This is a genomic window from Rhodococcus sp. IEGM 1366 (assembly GCF_033142425.1).
Classification (GTDB): Bacteria; Actinomycetota; Actinomycetes; order Mycobacteriales; family Mycobacteriaceae; genus Rhodococcus_F; species Rhodococcus_F globerula.
Genome location: NZ_JAWLRZ010000007.1, coordinates 377,532 through 399,356, shown reverse-complemented (window position 1 = coordinate 399,356; position 21,825 = coordinate 377,532). Strand labels below are relative to the sequence as shown.

Below are 21,825 nucleotides of genomic sequence, written 5' to 3'. Positions count from 1 at the left end.
AGATTCAGGGTCTGCTCGACCCGTTAGAGTTCGACATCAGCCACGGCGACTCGGCATCTCGAATCCTGACAGGATCACGGCATTGGTCTCGGCAGCACTCTCGCGCAATACCTTTGCCTCCTGGTACTCGTCGGACTCGTACCAAGTACGTGCCGCCTCGACCGATGCGAACTCCAAGACAACCGTCCGGTCGCCGTGCCAATCGCCCTCGAGTACGCGAGGTGTCGTCTCGACCGACAGAACTGTGGCGCCGCCCTTTGCCAGTGAGGGCGCAGATGCCCGGCCATAGGCATTCATGCCGGCTTCGTCCTTGACGGCTTCGGTCAAGATGACATATCCCTTGGGCATTGCGTACTCCTGGTTGTCGTGATTGATGGTTGAAAGTGAAGTCAGGTCAGGGTGATTGCGCGCTCGGGGCAATTCGAGACAGCGTCACGAACTGCACCTTCCGAGTCTGTCGGAACCTCGTCGGCAATCGCCTCGGCGTAACCGTCGTCGGTGAGAGTGAAGACCTCAGGGGCGATCGTGAGGCAGACGCCGTGCCCCTTGCATCCGTCCGGGTCGACAGTGACCTTCATCGGGCGCCCTCCTCGGCGAGCGTGTACTCGAGATTCAAGTTGGTGAGACCGCGGAGGATGAACGTCGGAACATACTGGAAATTACGGTTATCCGCCGTTCCGTGAATGCTCTCCGAAATTCGGATGTCCGTGGTGCGGTCCAGAAGGCGCTCGAGGCAAATCCGGGCTTCCGTACGAGCGAGTGGGGCGCCGGGGCAGCTGTGAATGCCGCGGCCGAAGGCGATGTGTGTGCGGGAATTGGGTCGATCGATGTCGAACGTCGCAGCATCCGGGAACTGGCGCGGATCGCGATTGGCGGCGCCGTTGACCAACATCACCGTGGTTCCTGCCGGGATATCCACTCCGCCAATGGTTGTGGGAACCCGAGAGAGCCGGAAATCGCCTTTGATCGGGCTTTCGATCCGCAGTGTCTCTTCGATGAAGTTGGGAATGCGGTCGCGTTCCTTGCGTAGAAGTGCTTGGAGCTCCGGCTCTTCCGCAAGAATCTTCAGTGCGGAGCTGAGCAGGCGGACCGTGGTTTCCTGGCCGGCCGAAAAAAGGTTGGCAGCAACATGTACAACGTCTGCGACATCGGGGGTCGAGCCGTCCGGGAACGTTGCGGTGGCCAAACCGGTCATGACATCGTCACGTGGTTCACGGCGACGGTCCTCGACGTAGGCGGTGAACTGTGCGTACAGGAATTCCATCGGAGTGTGGGCCATCGTGTCGTCACCGGTGCTTCCGACGCCGCCGCCCCCACCGCCGTGCGGTTGCCCGAGATTCCGAACAAAATTGTTGCGATCGTCCTCGGGAACACCGAGCAGATCGGCGATGGCCAGCAGCGCATACGGCAGCGCGAACTCGCTGATGAATTCACCTTCGCCGCCCTCGAGTGCCTTGTCCAGCAACTGGTCTGCGAGGGTCCACATCCAGTCCTCGTTCTCTTTGAGGCGCTTGGGAGTGATCAATCGCATGAGCAGGGCGCGGTGGTCGGTGTGCATCGGGGGATCGAGTGTCGGTAGCTGATCGTTCATCGGGAGCTTGTGTCGGTGCAGTTCGATCAATTCCGAGACGTCGTCGCCTTCGAGTGGGACCGGGAAACCTGGGAACGGACCGGTAACCGACGTGCACGACGAGAATGTCACGCTGTCCTGCAGCACCTCCACGGCTTCCTCGTACCCCGTCACCATGACTACGTCGTGGTGCGGTTCGCGCTTGACGGGGCATTGACCGCGCATCGCCTCGAAGTACGGATACGGGTCCACGACAAGATCGTCGTCTTTGAAAAAGTTCTTGGTCTCGAAGTCGGTCATGGCTACACCGTTTCCCGCGACATCGCTCGCGCGTATGTCTCGATTCTTGAGGCGAGGGGCTGCTCACCTGAGTCAGTGGGTCATTTCGAACAGTGGGACATTTTCAGAAGGATGGTTCGGTGAGACGGTTCAGGACCGCGTCGCCGCCGTCTACGACCTTGGGCTGATGCCAGATTTCGACGCACATCGCGACCATGATGACGGAGTGCACCAGGCGGAGCAGATTGCGCGCGTCGTCGGGGAGATCGTCGAGCGGAAACTTGTCGCAGTAGGCAAGAGCGTCTTGAAGGACGGGGAAACCGGCGTCGTAGAACGCCTGCATCGTTGCCATGCTGCTCGTCATCCGCATATTCCAGCGTTCAGCCTCCGTTTCGAGACTCCACACGGCGGCAAAATCCTCGAGTTCCGAGAATTGCTGAGGAAGAAGAGGATTGATGTTCGTCATGCATTCACCCCGGAGCCTTGGTAATTCGCGACCCAGTCGGCAACGGACTTGTGGAAATGCCGGACGAGGAGTTCCTGGTCGTTGAGTGGGAAGTCGCTCGAGTCGCCCAGAGCGTCGAGACCCTGTTGAGTTCCGACGAGGGTGCCGGCGTCCTGCAGAGCGAACTCCTTGAACATGACGACGGCGCATTCCTGTGCAGCGCGGTCGCTGGCGCTTTTGGCCGGTGGGAAGAAGAGTGTGCCCTCGAACCGGTGCGTGTTGTGCGACGTAGGCCAGTAGCGGTAGACGAGGTACCACCCGCTCGCCCAGATCAGGATCTCCAGGTTGGGGAAGATTTGGAAGTTGTCGGCCGCCCATGCCTTGATGCGTCCCGGGTTGGTTCCGGACAGCTCGCCCCCGAGATCGGGTTCGTTCCACGGGCCGAACAAGCCGCTGCGCGTTTCCATTTCGATCGGGTACTGGAAATTGGCCGGCCACAGTCGACGCGGAACGCTGGACGTGGACACCATTCGATGGGGCCCGTCGAGTTGATAGTGCGGAGCCTCGAAACCCTTCATCATCTGGGGCCTGGCGTCGGGGGTTGCTTCCTGGGTATGCAGCGACGGGACGTGGTAGTACTCCTGGAATGCGTCCAGGAAGACCTTCCAGTTGCAGTCGATGTCGGCGCTGAAATCGTAGCGCTCGGGCATCTCCTCGAACGGATACCCCGCCAGATCGGTGATCATCGAACCGAGGAATTCGGTAAGAGTGGTGGGCGGTTCCTTGGCGAGATTGACGAAGATGAACCCTGCCCAGACATCGCAGTGCACCGGGACCAGTCCGTAATCGGCCTTGTCCAAGTCGAAGAACTCGCCCTCCTGCTGCACAAACGTCAGTGACCCGTCGAGCGAGTAACGCCACGCGTGGTACTTGCAGGTGAAGGCGCGGCACGAGCCGCTGGTCTCCGCACTGGGAATGTCGTTCCACACCAACTTGTTTCCGCGGTGACGGCAGATGTTGTGGAAGGCGCGAACCTGCCCCTCCAGATCGCGCACGATGATGAGCGAGGTATTGGCGACCTCGATTTCCTTGGTGAAATAGCGACCTTTGTCAGCGACGTCCTCGACGCGCCCGACATTGAGCCACGCCTGCTTGAACACTGCTTCGCGTTCGGCTTCGTAGAATTCGGGCGAAATGCAGTCCTGATAGGACACCGGCCCGGTTCCGACGTCCGGATAGTGCTGGGTCCAGCTTCCTTCGGCAGGTTTGGGAAAGAGTGCCATGCGGATGTCCTTCTATAGTGGCGGCGCTTCCGATGCTTCCCAGCGCGCCGTCAATTGTCAAGAATTGCATTCTGTTACAAGAGTATTCGTATCCTAGGCAGTGATGCCAAGACTTTGTCCGTAATTGTGCATTGTGGTGCAACATATTTCGATATCTCGGGCAGTGCGGGCGAAAATGAAAAGACCGCAACGCCCGGCATGCGTGAAGCTATGCATGCCGGACGCTACGGTCTGTACAGTTTTCTTGCTTCCCAAGAGCTTTCGCGCGAATCCGTGTCTAGACGATCAGACGACGGGTTCGACGGTGACGGCTACGTAGGCTGCGCCGCTGTCGGGGACGCGGGGTTGTTTCCAGACTTCGATGGGGAAGGTGACCATGACGAAGGATTGCATGAGGTGTACGAGTGCTCGTGCGTCGTCGGGTAGGTCGTCGAGGGGGAATTTGTCGCAGTAGGTGATGGCGTCTTCGAGTCGGTTGAAGGCGGCGTCGTAGAAGTCTTGCATTTCGGGCATGGTGGAGGCGAGGCGTTTTGCGTAGCGTTCGCCTTCGGTGGGGAGGATCCAGTCGGCGAAGCGTTCGAGGTCGGCGAAGTCAGTTGGTAGTGGCATCGCGGTGCTCCTTGACGTGTGTTCGTGCGGTGTGGTGAAGGTGGCGGATGAGGAGTTCTTGGTCGCAGAGGGGGAATTCGGTGACGGTGCGGGTGGCCATCATTGTTTGTGAGGCTTCGAGGGTGTTCGCGTCTTGGAGTGCGTATTCCTTGAAGGTGACTGCGGCGAGTTCGTGTGCGAGTCGTTCGCGGGTGTTCTTGGGGGGTACGAAGTAGAGGCTGGCTTCGAAGATGTGTTTGTCGACTGCGGTGGGCCAGTAGTGGTAGGTGAGGTACCAGCCTGGTGCCCAGATGAGGAGCATGAAGTTGGGGAAGATGGTGAAGCTGTCTTCGCCCCAGGCTGCGTGGCGTGCGGGGTTGAGTGTGGGGGGTAGGGGGTCGAGGCCTTCGATGTCGGGGCGGTCCCAGGGGCCGAAGAGTCCGCTGCGCAGTGCGCGTTCGATGGGTTTGACCATGTTGAGGTCTTTCGGCGGTGCCATTCCGCCCCATGAGGAGATGAGGGAGTGGGGTCCGTCGAGTTCGTAGTGGAGTGCTTCGAAGCCGGTGGCGGCGAGTTTGTCTGCTTCGGCCTTGGTTGCCTGCTTCTGGTGCAGGATGGGGGCGTGGTAGAACTCGGCGAATGCGTCGATGAAGAGTTTCCAGTTGCTGCCGATTTCGGCGCGGTAGCTGTAGACCTCGGTCATTTCGTGGAAGGGGTAGCCTTCGACGCCCTTGAGCATGGGGCCGAGGTATTCCTCGAGGCTTTGCTGGGGGTTGAGGTTGACGAAGATGAAGCCTTGCCAGGTTTCGCAGGTGACTTCGACGAGTCCGTAGTCCTGTTTGTCGACGTCGAAGAATTCGCCTTCTTGTTGGATGAAGGAGAGTTTGCCGTCGAGGTCGTAGCGCCAGGCGTGGTATTTGCAGGTGAACTGGCGGCAGGTGCCTGAGGTTTCGTCGCCGGGGATTTCGTTCCATACCAGCTTGTTTCCGCGGTGGCGGCAGACGTTGTGGAATGCGCGGATGGTTCCGTCGGCGCCTTTGACGATGATCAGGGAGGTGTTGACGGCGGCGAGTTCTTTGGTGAAGTAGCTGCCGGTGCGGGGGACTCGTTCGACTCGTCCGACGTTGAGCCAGGTGCGTTTGAAGATTGCTTCGCGTTCGGCTTCGTAGTGTTCGGGGTCGATGGAGTCGGTGTAGTCGACGGGTGCGGTGCCGAGGTGGGGATACTGTTCGGTCCAGCTTCCCGCGGCCGGTTTGGCGAAGTGTGGCACGGTCTACCTCTCGTTCTCATGTTCGTGTTCCGCCGCGATGCCGAAGCGTGAATTGGCTGTGCGCTGCGGCTGGTTCGGCTGGTACAGATTTCTGAAGGATGCACTCTCTCGAATGAGAATGCGATTCTCAACAACGAAATTCAGACTGCCATATGCGAATGTCGGTAGTCAACCGCTATCGCCGGAGTTTGGAGAAATCCCAGCTCACGATGTTCTCGGGAACGAGTTGGAGCCAGCCGTGCCGGCCGTCGTAACTGAAGTTCCCGTCCTTGCCGATGTACTTGTCGGCAAACAGGCGCTCGGGGGTGATCAAGGCGTCGTCCGGTTCCCCGTGGCGAGGTATTTCGCCTACTTGTCGCACCTTTCCCTCCAGCTCAACGCCGCGTAAGCCGAGGAAGTCCGTATCTCCCTCGTCGACGATGACGCTTACCCGGGGATCGAGTTCGAGATCGGTCCACCGTCTGCTCCGGGTGAGTGAATTGAGCCAGATCGAGGTTCCGTCCCAGACGAACCACAGGGCGCTGACGTGTGGTCTTCCGCTCTGCCCGACGGTCGCCACTCGGCAGATCGGCTGCGCGGAGAGGAACGAATGGCGTTCCTCCTCTGTCATGGCGATGGCGGTTCCACGACGCTGTCCTGACATTTTTCCTCCTGCGAATAGTCAAAGAGAGCTTGATTCTCTAGTATGGAGAATATAATTTCCTAGGAAGTCGTCAATTTGGACGATCCACCGACGAGTACCTGTCGGCTCGGCCTGATTTCTTCGCGTCGACACTTGACGCCCACAGGTTCGGCCCTGCTCGGCGATCGACCTATCGAAAAGGGAGGTTCACCATGACCGCACCAATACCTTTGCGGCCGGGAGGCCAGCTCGCCAGTTCCGTGTGCACCACGCGGGTGATCGTCGTCCGCGCACCTGCAGCCGGAAACCCGGTAATCGCCTGTGGGGGTAGCCCAATGGTTCCCGCTGCGCCGGGGCAGGCGGCCGCCTCAACAGTCACCGACGCGGTCACGCTCATCGGGAAACGCTATGTAGACGCCGATCAGAGCCTCGAAGTGCTGTGCACGTCGTCCGGAGTAGGTGAACTGAGCTGCGACGGCGTTGCCATGACCCTCAAGGCTGCCAACGCGCTCCCCGCCTCCGATTGAACATGTAGACAGCAACGAAAGTCGGTGCGGGAGTTCGGGTAACCGGGCGCCGCACCGACGAGCCTTCAGGTGATGCACAGCAGAGGAGTCGATTGTGTCCGGCGGTATGAATTTCGAACTGACCGAGGATCAGGAATTGATCCGCAAGTCGGTCGCTGAACTGGTGAAGAAGTTCGACGATCAGTACTGGATGGAGAAGGACCGGGCGCACGAGTTCCCCGTCGAGTTCTACAACGCCATCGCCGAGGGCGGTTGGCTGGGAATGACCATCCCCGAGGAATACGGCGGTCACGGGCTCGGAATCACCGAAGCCACAATACTTCTCGAAGAGGTGGCCAGGTCCGGCGGCGGCATGAACGCCGCCAGTTCGATTCACCTGTCCATCTTCGGAATGCATCCGGTGGTGGTCCACGGGTCCGATGAACTCAAAGCGCGAACACTGCCGCGTATTGCGTCAGGTGACCTGCATGTCTGCTTCGGAGTGACGGAACCGGGTGCCGGTCTGGACACGTCTCGAATCTCGACCTTCGCCAAGCGCGACGGAGACCACTATGTGGTCAACGGGCGTAAGGTATGGATCTCGAAAGCACTTGAATCCGAGAAGATTCTGCTTCTGACCCGTACCGAGCGTTATGACGACGTCAAGAAGAAAACCGACGGAATGACGTTGTTCCTGACCGATCTGGACCGCAGTTGTGTCGACATCCGGCCGATTGCGAAAATGGGTCGAAACGCCGTCACGTCCAACGAATTGTTCATCGACAATCTTCGGATTCCCGTCGAGGACAGGGTTGGTGAGGAAGGTAAGGGGTTCTCGTACCTCCTCGACGGCCTGAATCCGGAACGCATGCTCATCGCGTCCGAGGCGCTCGGTATCGGCCGGGTGGCACTCGAGAAAGCAGTGAAGTACGCCAACGAGCGTGAGGTATTCGGTCGGCCGATCGGCATGAATCAGGGCATTCAGTTTCCGCTTGCGGACGCGCTCGCCCATCTTGATGCCGCAGAGCTGGTGCTGCGCAAGGCAACCTGGTTGTACGACCAGGGCAATCAGTGTGGCCGCGAAGCCAACACGGCCAAGTATCTGTGTGCCGAAGCAGGTTTTGCCGCTGCGGACCGAGCACTGCAAACTCACGGTGGGATGGGCTATTCCGAGGAATACCACGTCGCCCGCTACTTCCGTGAGGCCCGACTGATGCGGATTGCACCCATCAGTCAGGAAATGATTTTGAACTATCTGGGATCACATACTTTGGGAATGCCGAGGAGCTACTGATGACCGCAACCAATCCGATGTTCGACTTGACGGGACGATCAGCACTGGTCACCGGCGCGGCCGGCGGTATCGGCTCCGCCGTTGCGCGGGCGTTTGCGACGGCTGGCGCGACCGTGCTGGTCACCGACGTCGACGGTGACGCGGCAGCTGCTGTTGCAGAACGTATTACGGCGGCAGGTGGCAAGGCGGACAGTTTTGCGCTCGACGTCAGGGACCGTGCAGCCGCCGACGCCGCGGTGGCACGAGCCGCCGGTTTCACCGAGGGGAAGCTGCACATCCTGGTGAACAATGCCGGCGTGACCGCGCCCGCGATGTTCAAGGATCTTGCGCAGGATTCGTTCCAGCGGATGCTCGACATCCACCTGCTCGGCGCATTCCATTGCTCGCAGGCAGCTTTGCCGTTCCTGGCTACCGACGGGACAGGGCGAATCATCAACGTGACGTCCTCGGCCGGAATCACCGGAACGCTCGGCCAGGTGAACTACTCGGCCGCGAAGGCCGGGATCATCGGCCTGACCAAGTCTCTGGCTCGGGAACTGGCGCGTAAGAACATCCTGGTCAACGCACTTGCCCCATTGGCTGCAACGCCGATGACCGAGACCATTCGCACCGACGAGAAGTTCGCCGCGAACATGATGACGCGAATCCCGTTGCGCCGCTGGGCGGAGCCCGAGGAAATCGCGGGTGCCTTTGTGTTCCTGGCGTCGAATGCCTCTTCCTTCGTCACCGGGCAGGTGCTGCCGGTGGATGGTGGCATGGTGATGTGATGTCGGGTTCGGAGCCTGCCGCGGGCTCCTCTGCTACATCAGGGGGGCCGCTCGCGGGAATTACCGTGGTGACGTTGGAGCAAGCCGTGTCCGCTCCGATGTGTACGCGTACGTTGGCGGATTTCGGCGCCCGCGTGATCAAGGTCGAGAATCCGCAGGGTGGCGATTTTGCGCGAGACTACGACGATGTCGTGAATGGTCTTGCCGCACATTTTGTCTGGGCCAATCGCGGTAAGGAATCAGTCACCTTGAACTTGAAGTCCGAGGCCGGGATCGAAACCATGCACAGGCTGTTGGACAAGGCTCACGTGTTGGTGTCGAACTTGGCGCCGGGCGCGATGGCACGACTTCGTCTGTCGGCGAGTGATCTGGCCGAACGGCATCCGGATTTGATCACGGTGGAAATCGACGGCTACGGCGCCGGCGGTCCGCTGTCGCACAAGCGGGCGTACGACCTTCTCGTCCAGGCAGAGTCCGGTGCATGTGCCGTCACCGGACGCCCGGGCGAGCCGGCAAAACCCGGACCGCCCGTCGCCGATATCTCCTCGGGACTGTATGCGGCGCTGTCGATCCTGGCGCTGCTGTGCGGTAAGGGGCGTGGAAACGGCGGCGAACTGTCGTCGGTGTCGGTGAGTCTGTTCGACACCATGACGGAGTTGATGGGCTACCCGCTCACGTACACGAAGTACTCGGGGATCGATCAGCAACCATTGGGGATGAGTTCGCCTGCAGTATCACCGTACGGTTCGTACGGGACCCGAGACGGGCAGACGGTTGTACTCGGCACGACCAACGACCGTGAATGGCAGCGACTTGCCCGCGAGATACTGGAGCGTCCCGACCTGGCGGACGACACGCGGTTTGCCGGCAACTCCGGGAGGGTTCGTCATCGGGAGGTTCTCGACGAGGCCATCGAATCATGGTGTGGTCGACACGATCTCGAGCACATTCAGAAGACTGCCGACGCTGCCGGAATCGGAAACTCTCGCTACAACCTCCCCAGCGAAGTGCTCGAGCACCCACAACTGAGTGCTCGTGACCGCTGGCGGCAGGTCGACACATCTGCCGGCCCGATCGAGGCACTGCTGCCACCGCCGATCATTGCGGGCTTCGAGCCGCCGATGGGGGCGGTACCGGGACTCGGGCAGCACACGGATCGTGTCCTCGCGGACTTCGGTTTCACCGGAGACGACATCGCCGCGTTGCGCGGCGACGGCGTGATCGGACCGGCGTACTGCTGATGGCGCACGAGAAACACACATCGGTGGCGCCCGGCCCCGTCCTGCTGAGCGACGACCGCGACGGCGTTCGGACACTGACGCTCAACCGCCCGCACCGTAAGAATGCGATCAATCCGGAACTATGGGCAGCACTGCGCGATTCGCTGGTATCCCTCGAGACCAACCGCGATGTTCGGGCGCTGGTCATCGAGGGGGCAGACGGCGCGTTCTGTTCGGGTGCGGATCTGTCGGAAATCGCCGATATCCACCCGATGCACAAGTTGCGTGTCCTCACCGATGTTGCCCTGCTGCTCCACGAACTGCCGATACCGACCGTCGCCAAGGTGTCCGGAGTGGCCGTTGGTGCAGGGTGGAATCTGGCGCTCGGGTGCGACCTGGTGGTGGCCACACCCGAATCGACGTTTTCGCAGATCTTCTCCAAGCGCGGGTTGTCCTTGGACCTCGGCGGATCATGGCTGCTGCCAAAACTTGTCGGTCTACAACAGGCCAAACGCCTTGTATTGCTCGCCGAGACCATTGACGCCGAGGAAGCCGAGGCACTTGGCCTGGTGACCTGGGTTGTGCCGAAATCGGAGATCGACGGATATGCCCGCGACCTGGCACAGCGATTGGCGTCAGGACCACCTATCGCGCTGGCACAGAGTAAATCGTTGTTGAACGAAGGCGCCGACCGCACGATGCGGGATGCGCTCGCCAACGAGGCACGCGCGCAGGCAATGAATTTCGGTACCTCCGACGCACCGGAGGCGTACGCCGCATTCGCGGAGAAACGTGAACCACGATTTGCCGGCCGCTGGGCCGTGCCGCGAATCGGTAGTTGAACAGAATCAGTTCGGAGAGTGGAGAGACATGCGTGAAGTTGTAATCGCCGAAGCAGTTCGGACTCCGGTGGGGAAGCGCAACGGCGGGTTGTCGAGCGTACATCCGGCGGACTTGTCCGCAGTGGTCCTCGCCGCCCTGGCCGAGCGCACCGGAATTGATCCCGGGATCGTCGACGACGTGATCTGGGGTTGCGTCTCCCAGGTCGGTGACCAGTCGAGCAATATCGGTCGCTACTCGGTACTCGCAGCCGGATGGCCCGAGTCCATCCCGGGTACGACGGTCAACCGAGCGTGCGGTTCGAGCCAGCAGGCACTCGATTTTGCGGTGCAGGCCGTCATGTCCGGTCAGCAGGATGTTGTTGTCGCGGGCGGCGTCGAAGTCATGAGTCGGGTTCCGCTGGGCGCTGCCAAGGCGTCCGGGCAGCCGTATGGCCCCAAAGTCTTCGAACGCTACGACAATTTCTCGTTCAATCAGGGATTGTCGGCCGAGGCCATCGCACAGAAGTGGGCTCTCACGCGTACCCATCTCGACGAGTTCTCCGCGCTTTCACACGAGCGCGCCGCCGCAGCCCAGGACGACGGCGCCTTCGAGAACCAGATCGTCTCGGTGACAACCGATTCCGGAGTCGTCTCGGCTGACGAAGGTATTCGCCGCGGAACCTCGGTGGAGACTCTCGCGAAGTTGAAGCCCGCATTCGCAGATGACGGAGTCATTCACGCGGGCAACTCGTCGCAGATTTCCGACGGCGCCGCAGCACTGTTGGTGACGACGCCGGAGCGGGCACGTCAGCTCGGACTGACGCCGATTGTTCGCTACTGCGCAGGCGCTGTGACCGGTTCCGATCCGGTGCTCATGCTCACCGGTCCGATTCCGGCGACGGACAAGGTCTTGAAGAAGGCTCGAGTCGACCTGAACGAGGTCGGAGTGTTCGAGGTCAACGAAGCCTTCGCGTCGGTGCCACTGGCGTGGCTTGCGGAAACCGGTGCGGATCCGGCATTGGTCAACCCCCTCGGCGGCGCGATCGCGCTCGGACATCCGCTCGGTGGTTCCGGAGCGGTTCTGATGACTCGAATGATTCATCACATGCGCTACAACGGAATTCAGTACGGATTGCAAACAATGTGTGAGGGTGGCGGCACCGCGAACGCCACGCTCGTCGAACTGGCTGTGTGAGGAAGATACAAAATGCGCAGAGAAGTGTTCACTCCCGATCACGAGTCATTCCGTAAGCTCGCCCGCGATTTCATCGAGAAGCACGTTGTCCCCGAGTACCCGTCGTGGGAAAAGGCCGGCCAGATGCCGCGGGCGACTTTCGAACAACTCGGCTCGTTGGGGCTGCTCGGTACCGCAATCCCCGAGGAGTACGGGGGAGCAGGGATGCCCGACTATCGGTACAACGTCATCTTGCAGGAGGAGTCGGCGCGCGCGCTGGTCACGTTGAGCACGGTCCGCACACAACTCGATGTGATCCTTCCGTATTTCCTTGCCTACGCTAACGAGGAACAGCGATCACGTTGGTTCCCCGGGTTGGCGGCAGGAACACTTCTCTCGGCGATCGCGATGACCGAACCGGGTACCGGTTCAGATCTTGCGGGCGTACGCACCACTGCGGTGCGCGACGGGGACGAGTACGTGATCAACGGTGCCAAGACATTCATCACCGGCGGCTTGCTCGCTGATCTCGTGATCGTTGTCGCGCGCACGTCGACGGATCCGGAGAATCGACGCGCCGGTCTTTCACTGCTGGTCGTGGAGGATGGAATGCCCGGGTTCACCCGCGGGCGTGTCCTCGACAAGATGGGCTGCAAGGTTCAGGACACAGTCGAGTTGTCGTTCGACAATGTGCGAGTGCCTGCTGCGAACAGATTGGGCGACGAAGGCGCCGCGTTCGGCTACCTCGGTCGCAATCTTCCGCAGGAGCGGATGACTGTTGCTGTCGGTTCGGTGGCTCAGGCTCGGGCCGCGGTGACGGCAACTATCGAGTACGTCAAGGAGCGCAAGGCTTTCGGGACACCGGTTGCGTCGTTCCAGAATACGAAGTTCGAATTGGCGGCTATGTCGGCGGAGATCGAGGCCGGGCAGACGATGATCGATCGGGCGGTTCTCGATCTGGTCGACGGCGAGTTGTCGGGTGCTGATGCAGCACGGGTCAAGTTGTTCTGCACCGAAATGCAAGCGCGCGTGGTCGACCGATGCCTTCAGCTTTTCGGCGGTTACGGCTACATGATGGAGTATCCGATCGCGAGGCTGTACACAGATGCCCGGGTGGCACGTATTTATGCAGGTACGAGCGAGGTTATGAAGGTGATAATCGCGAAGTCCCTCGGGTTGTAAGCGATTTAGGGGTCTTTGCGCGCGCGGCGACCGAAAAGCGGCACATTAGCTGTGTCCTGTTGCACAACTTCATCTTTGATGAGACGCTTGTCACAGAGCTTAAAACAACCTACTGTGTGTTCAGTAGGTTGCTTTGAGCAGAGGAGTTCGATGACCGCGCAGCGCCCGTATGCCACTCTTTTAGCAAAAGGCGAAGACCGGAAACAGCTCATCCTTTCCGCTGCTCAGCGACTACTTGCACTAAACGGGTGGCGCAGTACGACGCTCGCGCAGATCGCCGGTGAAGCCGGTGTGACGTCGGCTGGACTTTTGCACCACTTCGAGTCCAAAGAACAGTTACTGCATGCCGTGCTCGACGCGCGGGATGCAGATGACGATGCTCATGCTGATCGAACTGGCGATGTCATAGAACAGCTCGAGCAAGTGGGTGCGCGGTTCGAACGCTCGCCTCACTTGATCGGGATGTACTCGGTGCTTCTGATCGAGAGTTTGGATCCGGAAGCCCCGTTGCATGGTCGCCTGCTCGCTCGGCAGCGTGCGGCAATCGACACGATTGCCGCAGGTATTCTGCGCGGTCAACGCGCAGGAAAATACCGCAATGATATTGACCCGGCCGTCAAGGCCGTAGAGATTGTCGCGTTTCTCAACGGAATGGAGACCTCATGGCTGCTCGATCGTTCGATTCCACTGACCGAAATCTTCAAGGACTACACGCAATCGCTGACTCGACAGCTCGCGCTCGCCGGCACAGCCTGAGGTACCGTCTGGCAGTCCTCGCGCCCAGCGTTGCCGACGTGGTGCGCCATGCAGGCGGGTGGATGTTCGACCAGGTAATGGCTGGCTGGGACGTCACGGTTATCGTCGAAAAGCACGAGAACACTCGGCCGTTGCAGATTCTCGGGGCAACCACGTTGGATTTGGAGTCCGTGATGGCCGCGCCCAACGGGCCGCGCCCGCAGGCGATTGCTCTGGCGGGTGATCTGTTCGAGTCCAATGCGATGGTGCGTGAAGGATTGCTCGATACCCTCGATCGCGGCATTATCGACGTCACGTTGTGGGGTGACACGGTCCCGAGCGATCTTGCTCATCACTTCGGGCCGAGCTCGCACCAGTTAAGCCGCGCTGCAATGGTTTTCAAGTCCCACGCACTTGCGGCCGCATCCAGCTCGCCCGATCCCGTCGGTGCGACCGAAATGTTTCGTGGGGTCAGTCTGTTCGGCAAGTGTCCGGCAGACGGAGTGAACCTCGTGTCAGTCGGTTAGTGAACTACTTCCCGCGCACAGTCCGGTGCGGGAAGGATCGAGAAGCCACATGCTCCGGCTGTTGATACGCGTGAACGTGTATCAACAGGCGGAGCATTGTTGTGAGAAAGCAGTGCATGTGAACAGTAATGACTTTGTCAGCAGATATGGCCCGGTAGCGCTGGTGACTGGTGCTTCCTCCGGCATCGGTCAGTCGTTTGCCGAACAGTTGGCGGCCATGGGCCTGGATGTGGTCTTGGTTGCGCGTCGGGAATCGCTCCTGGGGGAATTGGCCTCGAGATTGCGAGCAGAGCACGGCGTCGAAGTAACTGTCTGCTCTGCAGATCTTGCTGAAGTTACGGCGACGGCGTCGATTCTCGACGCGACATCAGGCCTCGATATCGGGCTGGTTGTGAGTAATGCCGGTTACGGGTTCAAAGGAGAACACTCCGCCATGGACCCAGCAGAGCTGGCGGACATGGTGATGGTGAACTGCACAACGCCCATGCTGCTGACCCGTGGTTTCATTCCGCGCCTACGAGCGCGTGGACGTGGCGGCATCATTGTAACCAGCTCGATCGAAGCATTGTTGGGTTGCCCGTATTCCACGGCCTATTCGTCGAGTAAGGCATTCCTGAACAGTTTGGGAGAGGGCCTGTGGGGTGAGCTGACGCCGGAAGGTATTGACGTACTGACGATTTGCCCGGGGGCCACCGATACCGAAGCGCTGCGGCGGAGCGGGATCGACCCGGCCACGATGAATAATGTCATGTCACCGGACGAGGTGGTGACGCTGACCTTGGACAACATCGACAACGGGCCGACGCTGTTTCCCAGCGACCATCACAAAGCGGTTTTCGATCAACTCCTGTCGATTCCTCGTCGAGATGCTCTGACGGCGATGGCTCGGGGTATGAAGGTGAACTCGGTCCAGCCCAACTAGTCGGGACGGGCAAATGTCTTGGTCGCGTGTTGTTTTGCGGGGATCGCGAGATTTCCTTGCATTCAGCGCATCCGGGTGAGAATATTCTTCTCATGCCAAAGAATCTTGTTCTGGGTGTTTCGGGCGCACGGGTCTCACAGGCGCCGCGGATCGAGGTGATCGAGGAATGAAGGCCGAGGATCTTTTCCATCTCGGGATCGTCACCGAAACGTTCGAGCAGACCAGGGACGAACTGTCGTCGCTGTTCGGGTACGAATGGGGCCCTGAGGTCGGTGGCCCGATCGACGTCACATTACCGAGCGGCGATGCCACAGTTGATCTGCGATGTGCGTATTCGGTGACCGCGCCGCGCGTGGAAATCATTCGCGCCGTTCCGCAGTCGACTCTGTGGGATGCAAGTAGAGGGCAAGGCATTCATCATGTCGGGTACTGGTCCGACGACGTCGCGGCAGATTCTGCAGAGCTGGCGCGTCACGGATACGTCACCGAGGCAACACGTCTCGGGTCTGATGGCATACCGTTCTTCTCGTTTCAGCGTAGTCCTTGGGGATTTCGGATCGAACTCGTGAGCAGAACCGCGAAGACCGGCCTCGAACAGTGTTGGGCGACACCGGTCGCGCGGGAAGCGGAAGTTGGTGCGAAGTCATGACTACTGTCGGAATTGTGACCGGCGCGGGACGTGGCATGGGTTTTGCCTGCGCGCGGCGTCTGACCGACTCGGTGGACCGTTTGTTGCTGGTCGACATGGATCCGGAAACCGTGGCGGCGGCAGCAGCTGAACTTTCCGGGACCGGCCGCGCCGTCGTAGAACCGTTTGTTCTCGATGTCACGGACCCTGCTGGCCTTGCTCGTCTGGTCGATCGAGTGCGTGAACTCGGAACCTTGCGGTCGATCGCACATGTCGCCGGAATCTCGCCGACCATGGCCGACTGGCGCAGAATCTTTTCTGTCGATCTTGTGGGTACCGCCTTGCTCGCGCAAGCGTTGCGCCCGCTCGCCACGGCTGGCACGGCAATGGTGTGTTTTGCATCCATGGCGCCGACACTGGCGTCGCTCGAGCCGGACGCTACCACCGCTGCGGCACTGGAAGATCCTCTGCGAGAAAACTTTCTGGACGAGATCTACGAAGCGGTCGGGCCCGCGATCGAACACACCGGCGCCGCGTACGCATGGGCGAAATACGGTGTTCAACGTTTTGTGAAACACGAGGCCGTGCGATTGGGAGCCGTCGGCGCACGCGTCTGCTCGCTGTCACCCGGATTGATCGACACCCCTCAAGGCCGACAAGAAGCCGAGAACAACGCGCACCTGAGTGCGCTGGTCACACAGACGCCTCTTGCCCGGACCGGTACTGCTGACGAAGTAGCAGCAGTCGTGTCGTTCCTGCTCTCGGATGACGCCAGCTTCCTCAACGGAACAGATATTCTCGTCGACGGTGGAATCTGCGCCGCGGTGCATACCAGCGGCGGACTGAGTGCGGCTCGTTCGTGACGGGGTATCTTCTTCCGATGGACATGAGTGGTTCGACCACCGAGCCGACACAAGATCTGGCAACCCGAATTGCTGCGCGGGCCTTGGCAGATCGAGGCGCTGTGTATGCCAGCGAGGTTCGCCGATTGCTTGACGCCGCGTTGGTGGTCATCAGGTCACTGGGAACGAACTCCCGCCCTCGCGTCGCGGATATCGTGGCACAAGCGGGCCTGTCCAACGATGTCTTCTATCGGCACTTCAAGTCGAAAGATGCACTGGTTTCGGCAATCTTGGAGGATGGCTCCGAGCGTTTGACAACGTATGTTGCGCATCAGATGGACAAGGAGAACACCCCAGAGGGGAAGATTCGGCGGTGGGTCGAAGGTGTCCTGTCCCAGGCCGACGAAGATTCGGCGGCCACCACCCGAGCGGTGCTCTGGAATGCGGGTGGGACGGGCGTCGGCGCAGTTTCGGGGCCACCGTCGGCGAGCGGTCCACTGGCGACCCTGCTGCGTGGTCCCCTTGCGGAACTGGGCAGCGCAGCACCGGAGTTCGATGCCACATTGGCGGCACACGCGACAGTCGGAAAGCTTTCCGACTACCTCTGGCAGCGGATTCAGCCTACCGATTCGGATATCGACCGGATCACCGAATTCTGTTTACGCACAATAACGCCCGCCTAGTCGATCTCAATCAGGTCTGAGACTTCGAAGAAACAGTGCTACCGCGGACTGAACATGCCGTTCTTGATCTGCGGGGTCATGCACAATTCCGAACGAGGCCAGGCGGGCCGGACCGCCGGACGCCATGCCGAGAAAGAGTTCGGCGAGTACGTCCGGTTCCTCGGCGACGATCTCGCCGGCCTCGGCATGCCGCACGAGTAGATCTGTGACCAACTGTTTGCGCGGCCAGAATCCCGTGCCGTGAGTTCGACGAGCGATGTCCGGAAAGCGCTCAGCGTAGGTGATCGCGATCTGTTCGAGTTTGATCATGGACGGGTTCAGGGCGCGGCTCAGTGCCGTCCTCGCGATGGTGGTCAACGCGACTTCCAGATTGTCGAGATCAGGTGCAGGTGGTTCTGGCACAGGCCAATCCGTGCGTTGGACGGCCCAGCCGAGAACCGAGCGGAAGACTGCTTCCTTGGTGGGGAATCGTGTGTACAGCGTCGGTTTGGTAGTGCCGGCCGCGGCAGCGATGGCATTCATCGACGTCCCCTCGTATCCATGCTCGAGGAACATGGCGAGGGCGCCTTCACGTATGGCGTGATCCAGTGCGGTGGCTTGCTCGAGAGTGGGGCGCCCCCCGCGGCTTCGGCGTGCTCCGGCTGCGCCCGGTTCGGACCTGTGCGACGTCATGAACATCAGTGTGCCAGTCGAACTCAGCTATAGACAGAAAACTAAACCCATGGGTAAAGTTAATTCCGGGGGGCAACATCGACTGGAGGCACAATGTCAGGGACGACCACACAGCGAGATGAGATTGTCGAGCGACTCGACGCGCGATTCCAGGAACTGCGTCAGCAGGTACCGGTACTGAAGCAGCGGGCGGACGACGAGGGGATCACCGAAATCGCACGGCGTGAGGACATGATTCCTCTGCTGTTTCCGCATACCACGTACAAGAGCTACCCGGAATCGTTGATCGCTAAAGGTCAATGGGCGCAGCTTAATCGGTGGCTCGATTCGCTTTCGGCGCATCGCGTCGAGGGAGTGGACGTGTCGGACGTCGTCGACGTCGACGGGTATATCGATGCCCTCGAAGCTGTCGGGCACCTGGTGTCGAGTTCGAGTGGGACCAGCGGGAAGAGTTCCTTCCTCAACAAGTCCGTACAGGATCGCGAAGTGTCCATGCAGAACATGCTGGACTGCCTGACGGACTTGGGGATTCATCGCGACAACTCGTGGCACGTTATCCCGGTCGGGCCGGAAACGGGTCTGAGTGGACACAACGCCCTACGTGATCTCATCTACAAGGAGTACGGCCGACCGGACGGAATCGAGCGGCCGTCGGGCGCGGAGGCAAGCGGTCACTATGCGTATATGGCGCGTCTGTCTGCCATGCGTAAGGCAATGGCAGACGGGACCGCGGCACCGGACGAGCTAGCTACCCATGAGGCGTCAGCCGCCGCGCGCCAGGCGGAAAACGAACGCCGTCTGCGGCATTGGGCAGAGCAGATCATCGAACACCGCACCGAGAAGATCTTCTTCAATTCTCAGTTCCCGAACCTGTTCCGCCTCACCGAGATTCTGCGAGAACTCGGAATGAAGGAGGGAGACATCACGGGGGAGAACGCGATGACTGCGGGCGGCGGGCTGAAGGGCATGTCGCTGCCGGCCGATTACCAGAACCAGATCTTTCGAATGCTGAATATCGATCCGAGCAGGTTCTTTCATTACTACTCGATGCAAGAGCTGAATATTCGTTTGCCGAAATGCGCGTCGGGTCGGTACCACGTTCCTTCGGAGCTGGTTCTGTTCGTTCTCGACAAGAACGGCGAAGCGCTTGCACCCGAGTCGGATGGCAAGGTGGAAGGCCGCGCCGCGTTCTTCGACACTACCGTCGACGGACGTTGGGGCGGAACGATCACCGGAGACAAGATCTCGGTCGAACTCGGTGACTGCTCCTGTGGCCGAACCGGCCCCACGGTTGACGCAGACATCACCCGCTACTCCGATCTGGCAGACGACGACAAGATCACCTGTGCCGGCACCACGGACGCGTACGTCCGCGGATTCCTCGAGGACTGAGAGAAACTTCAATGACTACGTCATCAACACTCGCACCGAGTAAGTCCAAGATCCGTGTACCTCATTTCATTCGAGGCAAGCTCGTCTGGGGTGAGGACACCGAGTATCTGTCGCGGGACTTCGGGGTTCCGTTTGTCACGCCTGCTCTGGAACTGAACAGATTATTCGTGCCACGCACCGAACCCGGACCGGCATTCGACGTGCCGGTCACGGACATCATCGACTTCCTGGTCGAGACGGCAAAGCATCTCACGCTCGAGACAAACGAGTACCTGCAGGAATCCCTCGAGATGACCCTTCAGGTCAGTGCGCTACCTAGACGAATCATCGAGAACACTTTTGCGCGGCCGGGACAATTCCTGACGCGGGAGGCGCTGGAATACCGTCTTGACCGCACCTTCGGTGATCGCAACCTCCTCGACGGATGGGTGGAGCGCACCGACCCCAACGGTCGTGTGAGCCGGGTACGGGCATTCCCACCCCGCCTCGTGCACATGCTTGCCGGAAACTCGCCGAGCGCCGCTATGACATCGATCGCAGACGCGGCGCTTGTCAAGGCAGTCAACGTCTTCAAGATGCCATCGGCCGACCCGTTCACCACCGTGGCGGTACTGCGCACCATGTCCGACATCGAACCCGATCATCCGATCCTGCGCTCGATGTCCGCCGTGTACTGGCGCGGCGGTGACGAGAAGGTCGAGAGCGTGCTCTACCGCTCCCAGTACTTCGACAAGCTTGTGGCGTGGGGTGGTGGCCCCGCCATCGAGAACGCCGCGAAGTACGCCGGTCCTGGCTTCCAGCTGATCTCCTTCGACCCCAAGGTCTCGATGTCCGTCATCGGACGCGAAGCCTTCGAGTCCGAAGAGACCCTCCGTGAGGTGGCGGAGCTGGCAGCGTCCGATGCCACGATCTTCAACCAGGACGCCTGCCTCGCGGCGCGTCACATTGCCGTCGAGGGTGACATCGAGCAGGTGGATCGCTTCTGTGCGTTGCTGTGTGAGCGTCTGGGAGTCGACCGCGACTTTGCCGAGGCCGTTGGTCCCAAGACGCCGCGCGATATTCGCGAAGAAGTCGAGGGCATGCGGTTCCTCGAGCCCGACTACCGCATCTGGGGCAGCTACGACGGCAGTGGTCTTGTTGTCCGCTCACCGGAACCGGTGGACTTTCACCCGACCAACAAGACGGTCAACGTCGTCCCCATTGCATCGATGGCCGACGCGGCGCATTTCGCGACGGTGGCAACACAGACCGTGGGTGTTTACCCGACACACCGCAAGGCCGAGGTACGAGATCGCCTGGCAACGGCAGGAGTTCAGCGTGTGGTGAAGCTCGGTAGCGCGTTGACCGGCAGTATGGGCAGCCCGCACGACGGCATGTACCCGTTGCATCGATTCGTCAACTGGGTAGTGGACGACGATGCCTGAAGCCGTGAGTGGTGCAGGCATGCCGCTGCGAGTGCTCGGCAGATCCGGACTGCGAGTCAGTGAAATGTGTCTGGGCGCCATGACATTCGGAACGGACTGGGGCTTCGGAGCCGACGAGTCCATTTGTCAGGATATCTACAAGGAGTTCCGCAGTGCCGGCGGTAATTTCATCGACACAGCCAACAATTACACCAACGGTGCGAGCGAGACGATTCTCGGGCGGCTGATCCCTTCCGAGCGCGACGATGTTGTCGTGAGTACCAAGTACACGCTGCCGACACATCCGGGTGATCCCAATTCCGGTGGAAATCATCGGAAAAGCTTGCGTCGCAGTGTCGAAGAGAGTCTGCGACGCCTCGGCACCGACTACATCGACTTGTTGTGGGTGCATGCGTGGGATCGGCAGACGCCGGCCGAGGAGACGCTCCGCGGACTCGACGATCTGGTCCGCAGTGGCAAGGTCTTGGCGATCGGTATCACGAATACTCCGGCCTGGGTGGTTGCCCGCTCGAACGCAATCGCCGAGTTGCGCGGTTGGAGCGCCTACTGCGCCATGCAGGTCGAATACTCCTTGGTGGCACGAAGTCCCGACCGTGAGCTTCTTCCGATGGCGAGCGAATTGGATTTAGCCCTGTGTGCGTGGAGTCCTTTGGCTCGCGGCCTACTTGCCGGAAAGGGAGACCCCGAACGACTCTCGCCTGCCGGTCGGGAGGCCCGAACCGTTGCCCAAGACATTGCAGCCGAACTGGGAGTCAGCCCCGCGCAGGTTGCCTTGGCGTGGGTCATACGTCGGGGGCTCATGCCGTCGATCGGCGCGCGCACGGTGGAACAGCTTCGAGACAACCTCGGCGCTCTGCAGGTGATGCTCGACGAAGGGCAGCAGGAGCGTCTCGACGCAGCATCGCGGGTGCGACTCGGCTATCCGCACGATTTCCTGAACGAGCGGCGCGCGGTGTTGGAGCCGCAGGAGTTGTAGCAG

The 21,825-nt window shown here is 60.6% G+C and carries 25 protein-coding genes; 16 read left to right on the top strand and 9 right to left on the bottom strand.

Annotation, left to right across the window (positions count from 1 at the left end; all coding sequences use genetic code 11):
* Positions 1-36: 36 nt before the first annotated feature.
* The 8 genes from R4P64_RS22835 to R4P64_RS22800 all read right to left on the bottom strand — a co-directional run bounded on the left by R4P64_RS22835 (position 37) and on the right by R4P64_RS22800 (position 6,078).
* Entirely contained in the window at positions 37-348 is a 312-nt protein-coding gene (locus R4P64_RS22835) for a DUF1330 domain-containing protein (protein ID WP_033237409.1), read from the bottom strand.
* Positions 349-389: 41 nt separating this feature from the next.
* On the bottom strand, positions 390-578 hold the full coding sequence (locus tag R4P64_RS22830; protein ID WP_045064766.1) for a ferredoxin: 189 nt from the start codon (positions 576-578) through the stop codon (positions 390-392).
* Positions 575-1,870, bottom strand: a complete 1,296-nt coding sequence (locus tag R4P64_RS22825; RefSeq protein WP_033237411.1) for a cytochrome P450 — start codon at positions 1,868-1,870, stop codon at positions 575-577. The genes R4P64_RS22830 and R4P64_RS22825 overlap by 4 nt, the downstream gene beginning before the upstream one ends.
* 103 nt (positions 1,871-1,973) lie before the next feature.
* On the bottom strand, positions 1,974-2,315 hold the full coding sequence (locus R4P64_RS22820; RefSeq protein WP_092803473.1) for a hypothetical protein: 342 nt from the start codon (positions 2,313-2,315) through the stop codon (positions 1,974-1,976).
* Positions 2,312-3,577 carry an aromatic ring-hydroxylating dioxygenase subunit alpha gene (locus tag R4P64_RS22815; protein WP_317822830.1) on the bottom strand — a complete coding sequence of 422 codons (1,266 nt, stop codon included), beginning with the start codon at positions 3,575-3,577 and terminating at the stop codon, positions 2,312-2,314. The genes R4P64_RS22820 and R4P64_RS22815 overlap by 4 nt, the downstream gene beginning before the upstream one ends.
* Positions 3,578-3,862: 285 nt before the next feature.
* Positions 3,863-4,186, bottom strand: coding sequence for a hypothetical protein (locus R4P64_RS22810; RefSeq protein ID WP_033237421.1), 324 nt, complete (start codon positions 4,184-4,186; stop codon positions 3,863-3,865).
* Entirely contained in the window at positions 4,170-5,435 is a 1,266-nt protein-coding gene (locus R4P64_RS22805; RefSeq protein WP_033237420.1) for an aromatic ring-hydroxylating oxygenase subunit alpha, read from the bottom strand. The genes R4P64_RS22810 and R4P64_RS22805 overlap by 17 nt, the downstream gene beginning before the upstream one ends.
* 175 nt (positions 5,436-5,610) lie before the next feature.
* Positions 5,611-6,078 (bottom strand): pyridoxamine 5'-phosphate oxidase family protein, encoded by a 468-nt coding sequence (locus R4P64_RS22800; protein ID WP_141485097.1) that lies wholly within the window; start codon positions 6,076-6,078, stop codon positions 5,611-5,613.
* Positions 6,079-6,269: 191 nt separating this feature from the next.
* Here R4P64_RS22800 and R4P64_RS22795 point away from each other — a divergent pair, with 191 nt between their 5' ends.
* The 13 genes from R4P64_RS22795 (at position 6,270) to R4P64_RS22735 (ending at position 17,358) form a co-directional block, all read left to right on the top strand.
* Positions 6,270-6,584: a hypothetical protein gene (locus R4P64_RS22795; RefSeq protein ID WP_033231790.1), complete on the top strand. Its 315-nt coding sequence runs from the start codon at positions 6,270-6,272 to the stop codon at positions 6,582-6,584.
* A 106-nt stretch (positions 6,585-6,690) separates the two neighbouring features.
* Complete coding sequence (locus R4P64_RS22790) at positions 6,691-7,857, top strand: acyl-CoA dehydrogenase family protein (RefSeq protein ID WP_033231878.1); 1,167 nt, start codon at positions 6,691-6,693, stop codon at positions 7,855-7,857.
* A complete protein-coding gene (locus R4P64_RS22785; RefSeq protein WP_033231789.1) occupies positions 7,857-8,624 on the top strand; it encodes an SDR family NAD(P)-dependent oxidoreductase in 768 nt (255 codons plus the stop codon). Before R4P64_RS22790 ends, R4P64_RS22785 begins: the two co-directional genes overlap by 1 nt.
* Complete coding sequence (locus R4P64_RS22780; RefSeq protein WP_317822826.1) at positions 8,624-9,865, top strand: CaiB/BaiF CoA-transferase family protein; 1,242 nt, start codon at positions 8,624-8,626, stop codon at positions 9,863-9,865. Before R4P64_RS22785 ends, R4P64_RS22780 begins: the two co-directional genes overlap by 1 nt.
* Entirely contained in the window at positions 9,865-10,686 is an 822-nt protein-coding gene (locus R4P64_RS22775; protein ID WP_317822824.1) for an enoyl-CoA hydratase/isomerase family protein, read from the top strand. The genes R4P64_RS22780 and R4P64_RS22775 overlap by 1 nt, the downstream gene beginning before the upstream one ends.
* A 28-nt stretch (positions 10,687-10,714) precedes the next feature.
* Positions 10,715-11,860: a thiolase family protein gene (locus R4P64_RS22770; protein ID WP_317822822.1), complete on the top strand. Its 1,146-nt coding sequence runs from the start codon at positions 10,715-10,717 to the stop codon at positions 11,858-11,860.
* Between the two features lie 12 nt (positions 11,861-11,872).
* The gene (locus tag R4P64_RS22765; RefSeq protein WP_045064746.1) at positions 11,873-13,021 is read left to right on the top strand and encodes an acyl-CoA dehydrogenase family protein; all 1,149 of its coding nucleotides are present in this window, start codon (positions 11,873-11,875) and stop codon (positions 13,019-13,021) included.
* A 150-nt stretch (positions 13,022-13,171) separates the two neighbouring features.
* The gene (locus tag R4P64_RS22760; protein WP_033231786.1) at positions 13,172-13,777 is read left to right on the top strand and encodes a TetR/AcrR family transcriptional regulator; all 606 of its coding nucleotides are present in this window, start codon (positions 13,172-13,174) and stop codon (positions 13,775-13,777) included.
* Between the two features lie 38 nt (positions 13,778-13,815).
* The gene (locus tag R4P64_RS22755; protein WP_307718099.1) at positions 13,816-14,283 is read left to right on the top strand and encodes a hypothetical protein; all 468 of its coding nucleotides are present in this window, start codon (positions 13,816-13,818) and stop codon (positions 14,281-14,283) included.
* Positions 14,284-14,401: 118 nt separating this feature from the next.
* A complete protein-coding gene (locus R4P64_RS22750; RefSeq protein WP_317822820.1) occupies positions 14,402-15,205 on the top strand; it encodes an SDR family NAD(P)-dependent oxidoreductase in 804 nt (267 codons plus the stop codon).
* Positions 15,206-15,371: 166 nt separating this feature from the next.
* Positions 15,372-15,854, top strand: coding sequence for a VOC family protein (locus R4P64_RS22745; protein ID WP_317541183.1), 483 nt, complete (start codon positions 15,372-15,374; stop codon positions 15,852-15,854).
* Entirely contained in the window at positions 15,851-16,696 is an 846-nt protein-coding gene (locus R4P64_RS22740; protein WP_317822819.1) for an SDR family oxidoreductase, read from the top strand. Before R4P64_RS22745 ends, R4P64_RS22740 begins: the two co-directional genes overlap by 4 nt.
* 17 nt (positions 16,697-16,713) lie before the next feature.
* A complete protein-coding gene (locus tag R4P64_RS22735) occupies positions 16,714-17,358 on the top strand; it encodes a TetR/AcrR family transcriptional regulator (protein ID WP_052683470.1) in 645 nt (214 codons plus the stop codon).
* Between the two features lie 6 nt (positions 17,359-17,364).
* Here R4P64_RS22735 and R4P64_RS22730 read toward each other — a convergent pair whose 3' ends face one another.
* Positions 17,365-18,030, bottom strand: coding sequence for a TetR/AcrR family transcriptional regulator (locus R4P64_RS22730; protein ID WP_033231872.1), 666 nt, complete (start codon positions 18,028-18,030; stop codon positions 17,365-17,367).
* Between the two features lie 93 nt (positions 18,031-18,123).
* Between R4P64_RS22730 and R4P64_RS22725 the strand changes: the two genes are divergently transcribed.
* From R4P64_RS22725 to R4P64_RS22715, 3 genes are read left to right on the top strand one after another with little or no spacing between them, the layout of a single operon-like run.
* Positions 18,124-19,422: a hypothetical protein gene (locus tag R4P64_RS22725; RefSeq protein WP_033231783.1), complete on the top strand. Its 1,299-nt coding sequence runs from the start codon at positions 18,124-18,126 to the stop codon at positions 19,420-19,422.
* A gap of 11 nt (positions 19,423-19,433) precedes the next feature.
* Positions 19,434-20,846, top strand: coding sequence for an acyl-CoA reductase (locus R4P64_RS22720; RefSeq protein ID WP_033231782.1), 1,413 nt, complete (start codon positions 19,434-19,436; stop codon positions 20,844-20,846).
* Positions 20,839-21,822: an aldo/keto reductase gene (locus tag R4P64_RS22715; RefSeq protein ID WP_317822816.1), complete on the top strand. Its 984-nt coding sequence runs from the start codon at positions 20,839-20,841 to the stop codon at positions 21,820-21,822. Before R4P64_RS22720 ends, R4P64_RS22715 begins: the two co-directional genes overlap by 8 nt.
* The last annotated feature ends 3 nt before the right edge of the window (positions 21,823-21,825 follow it).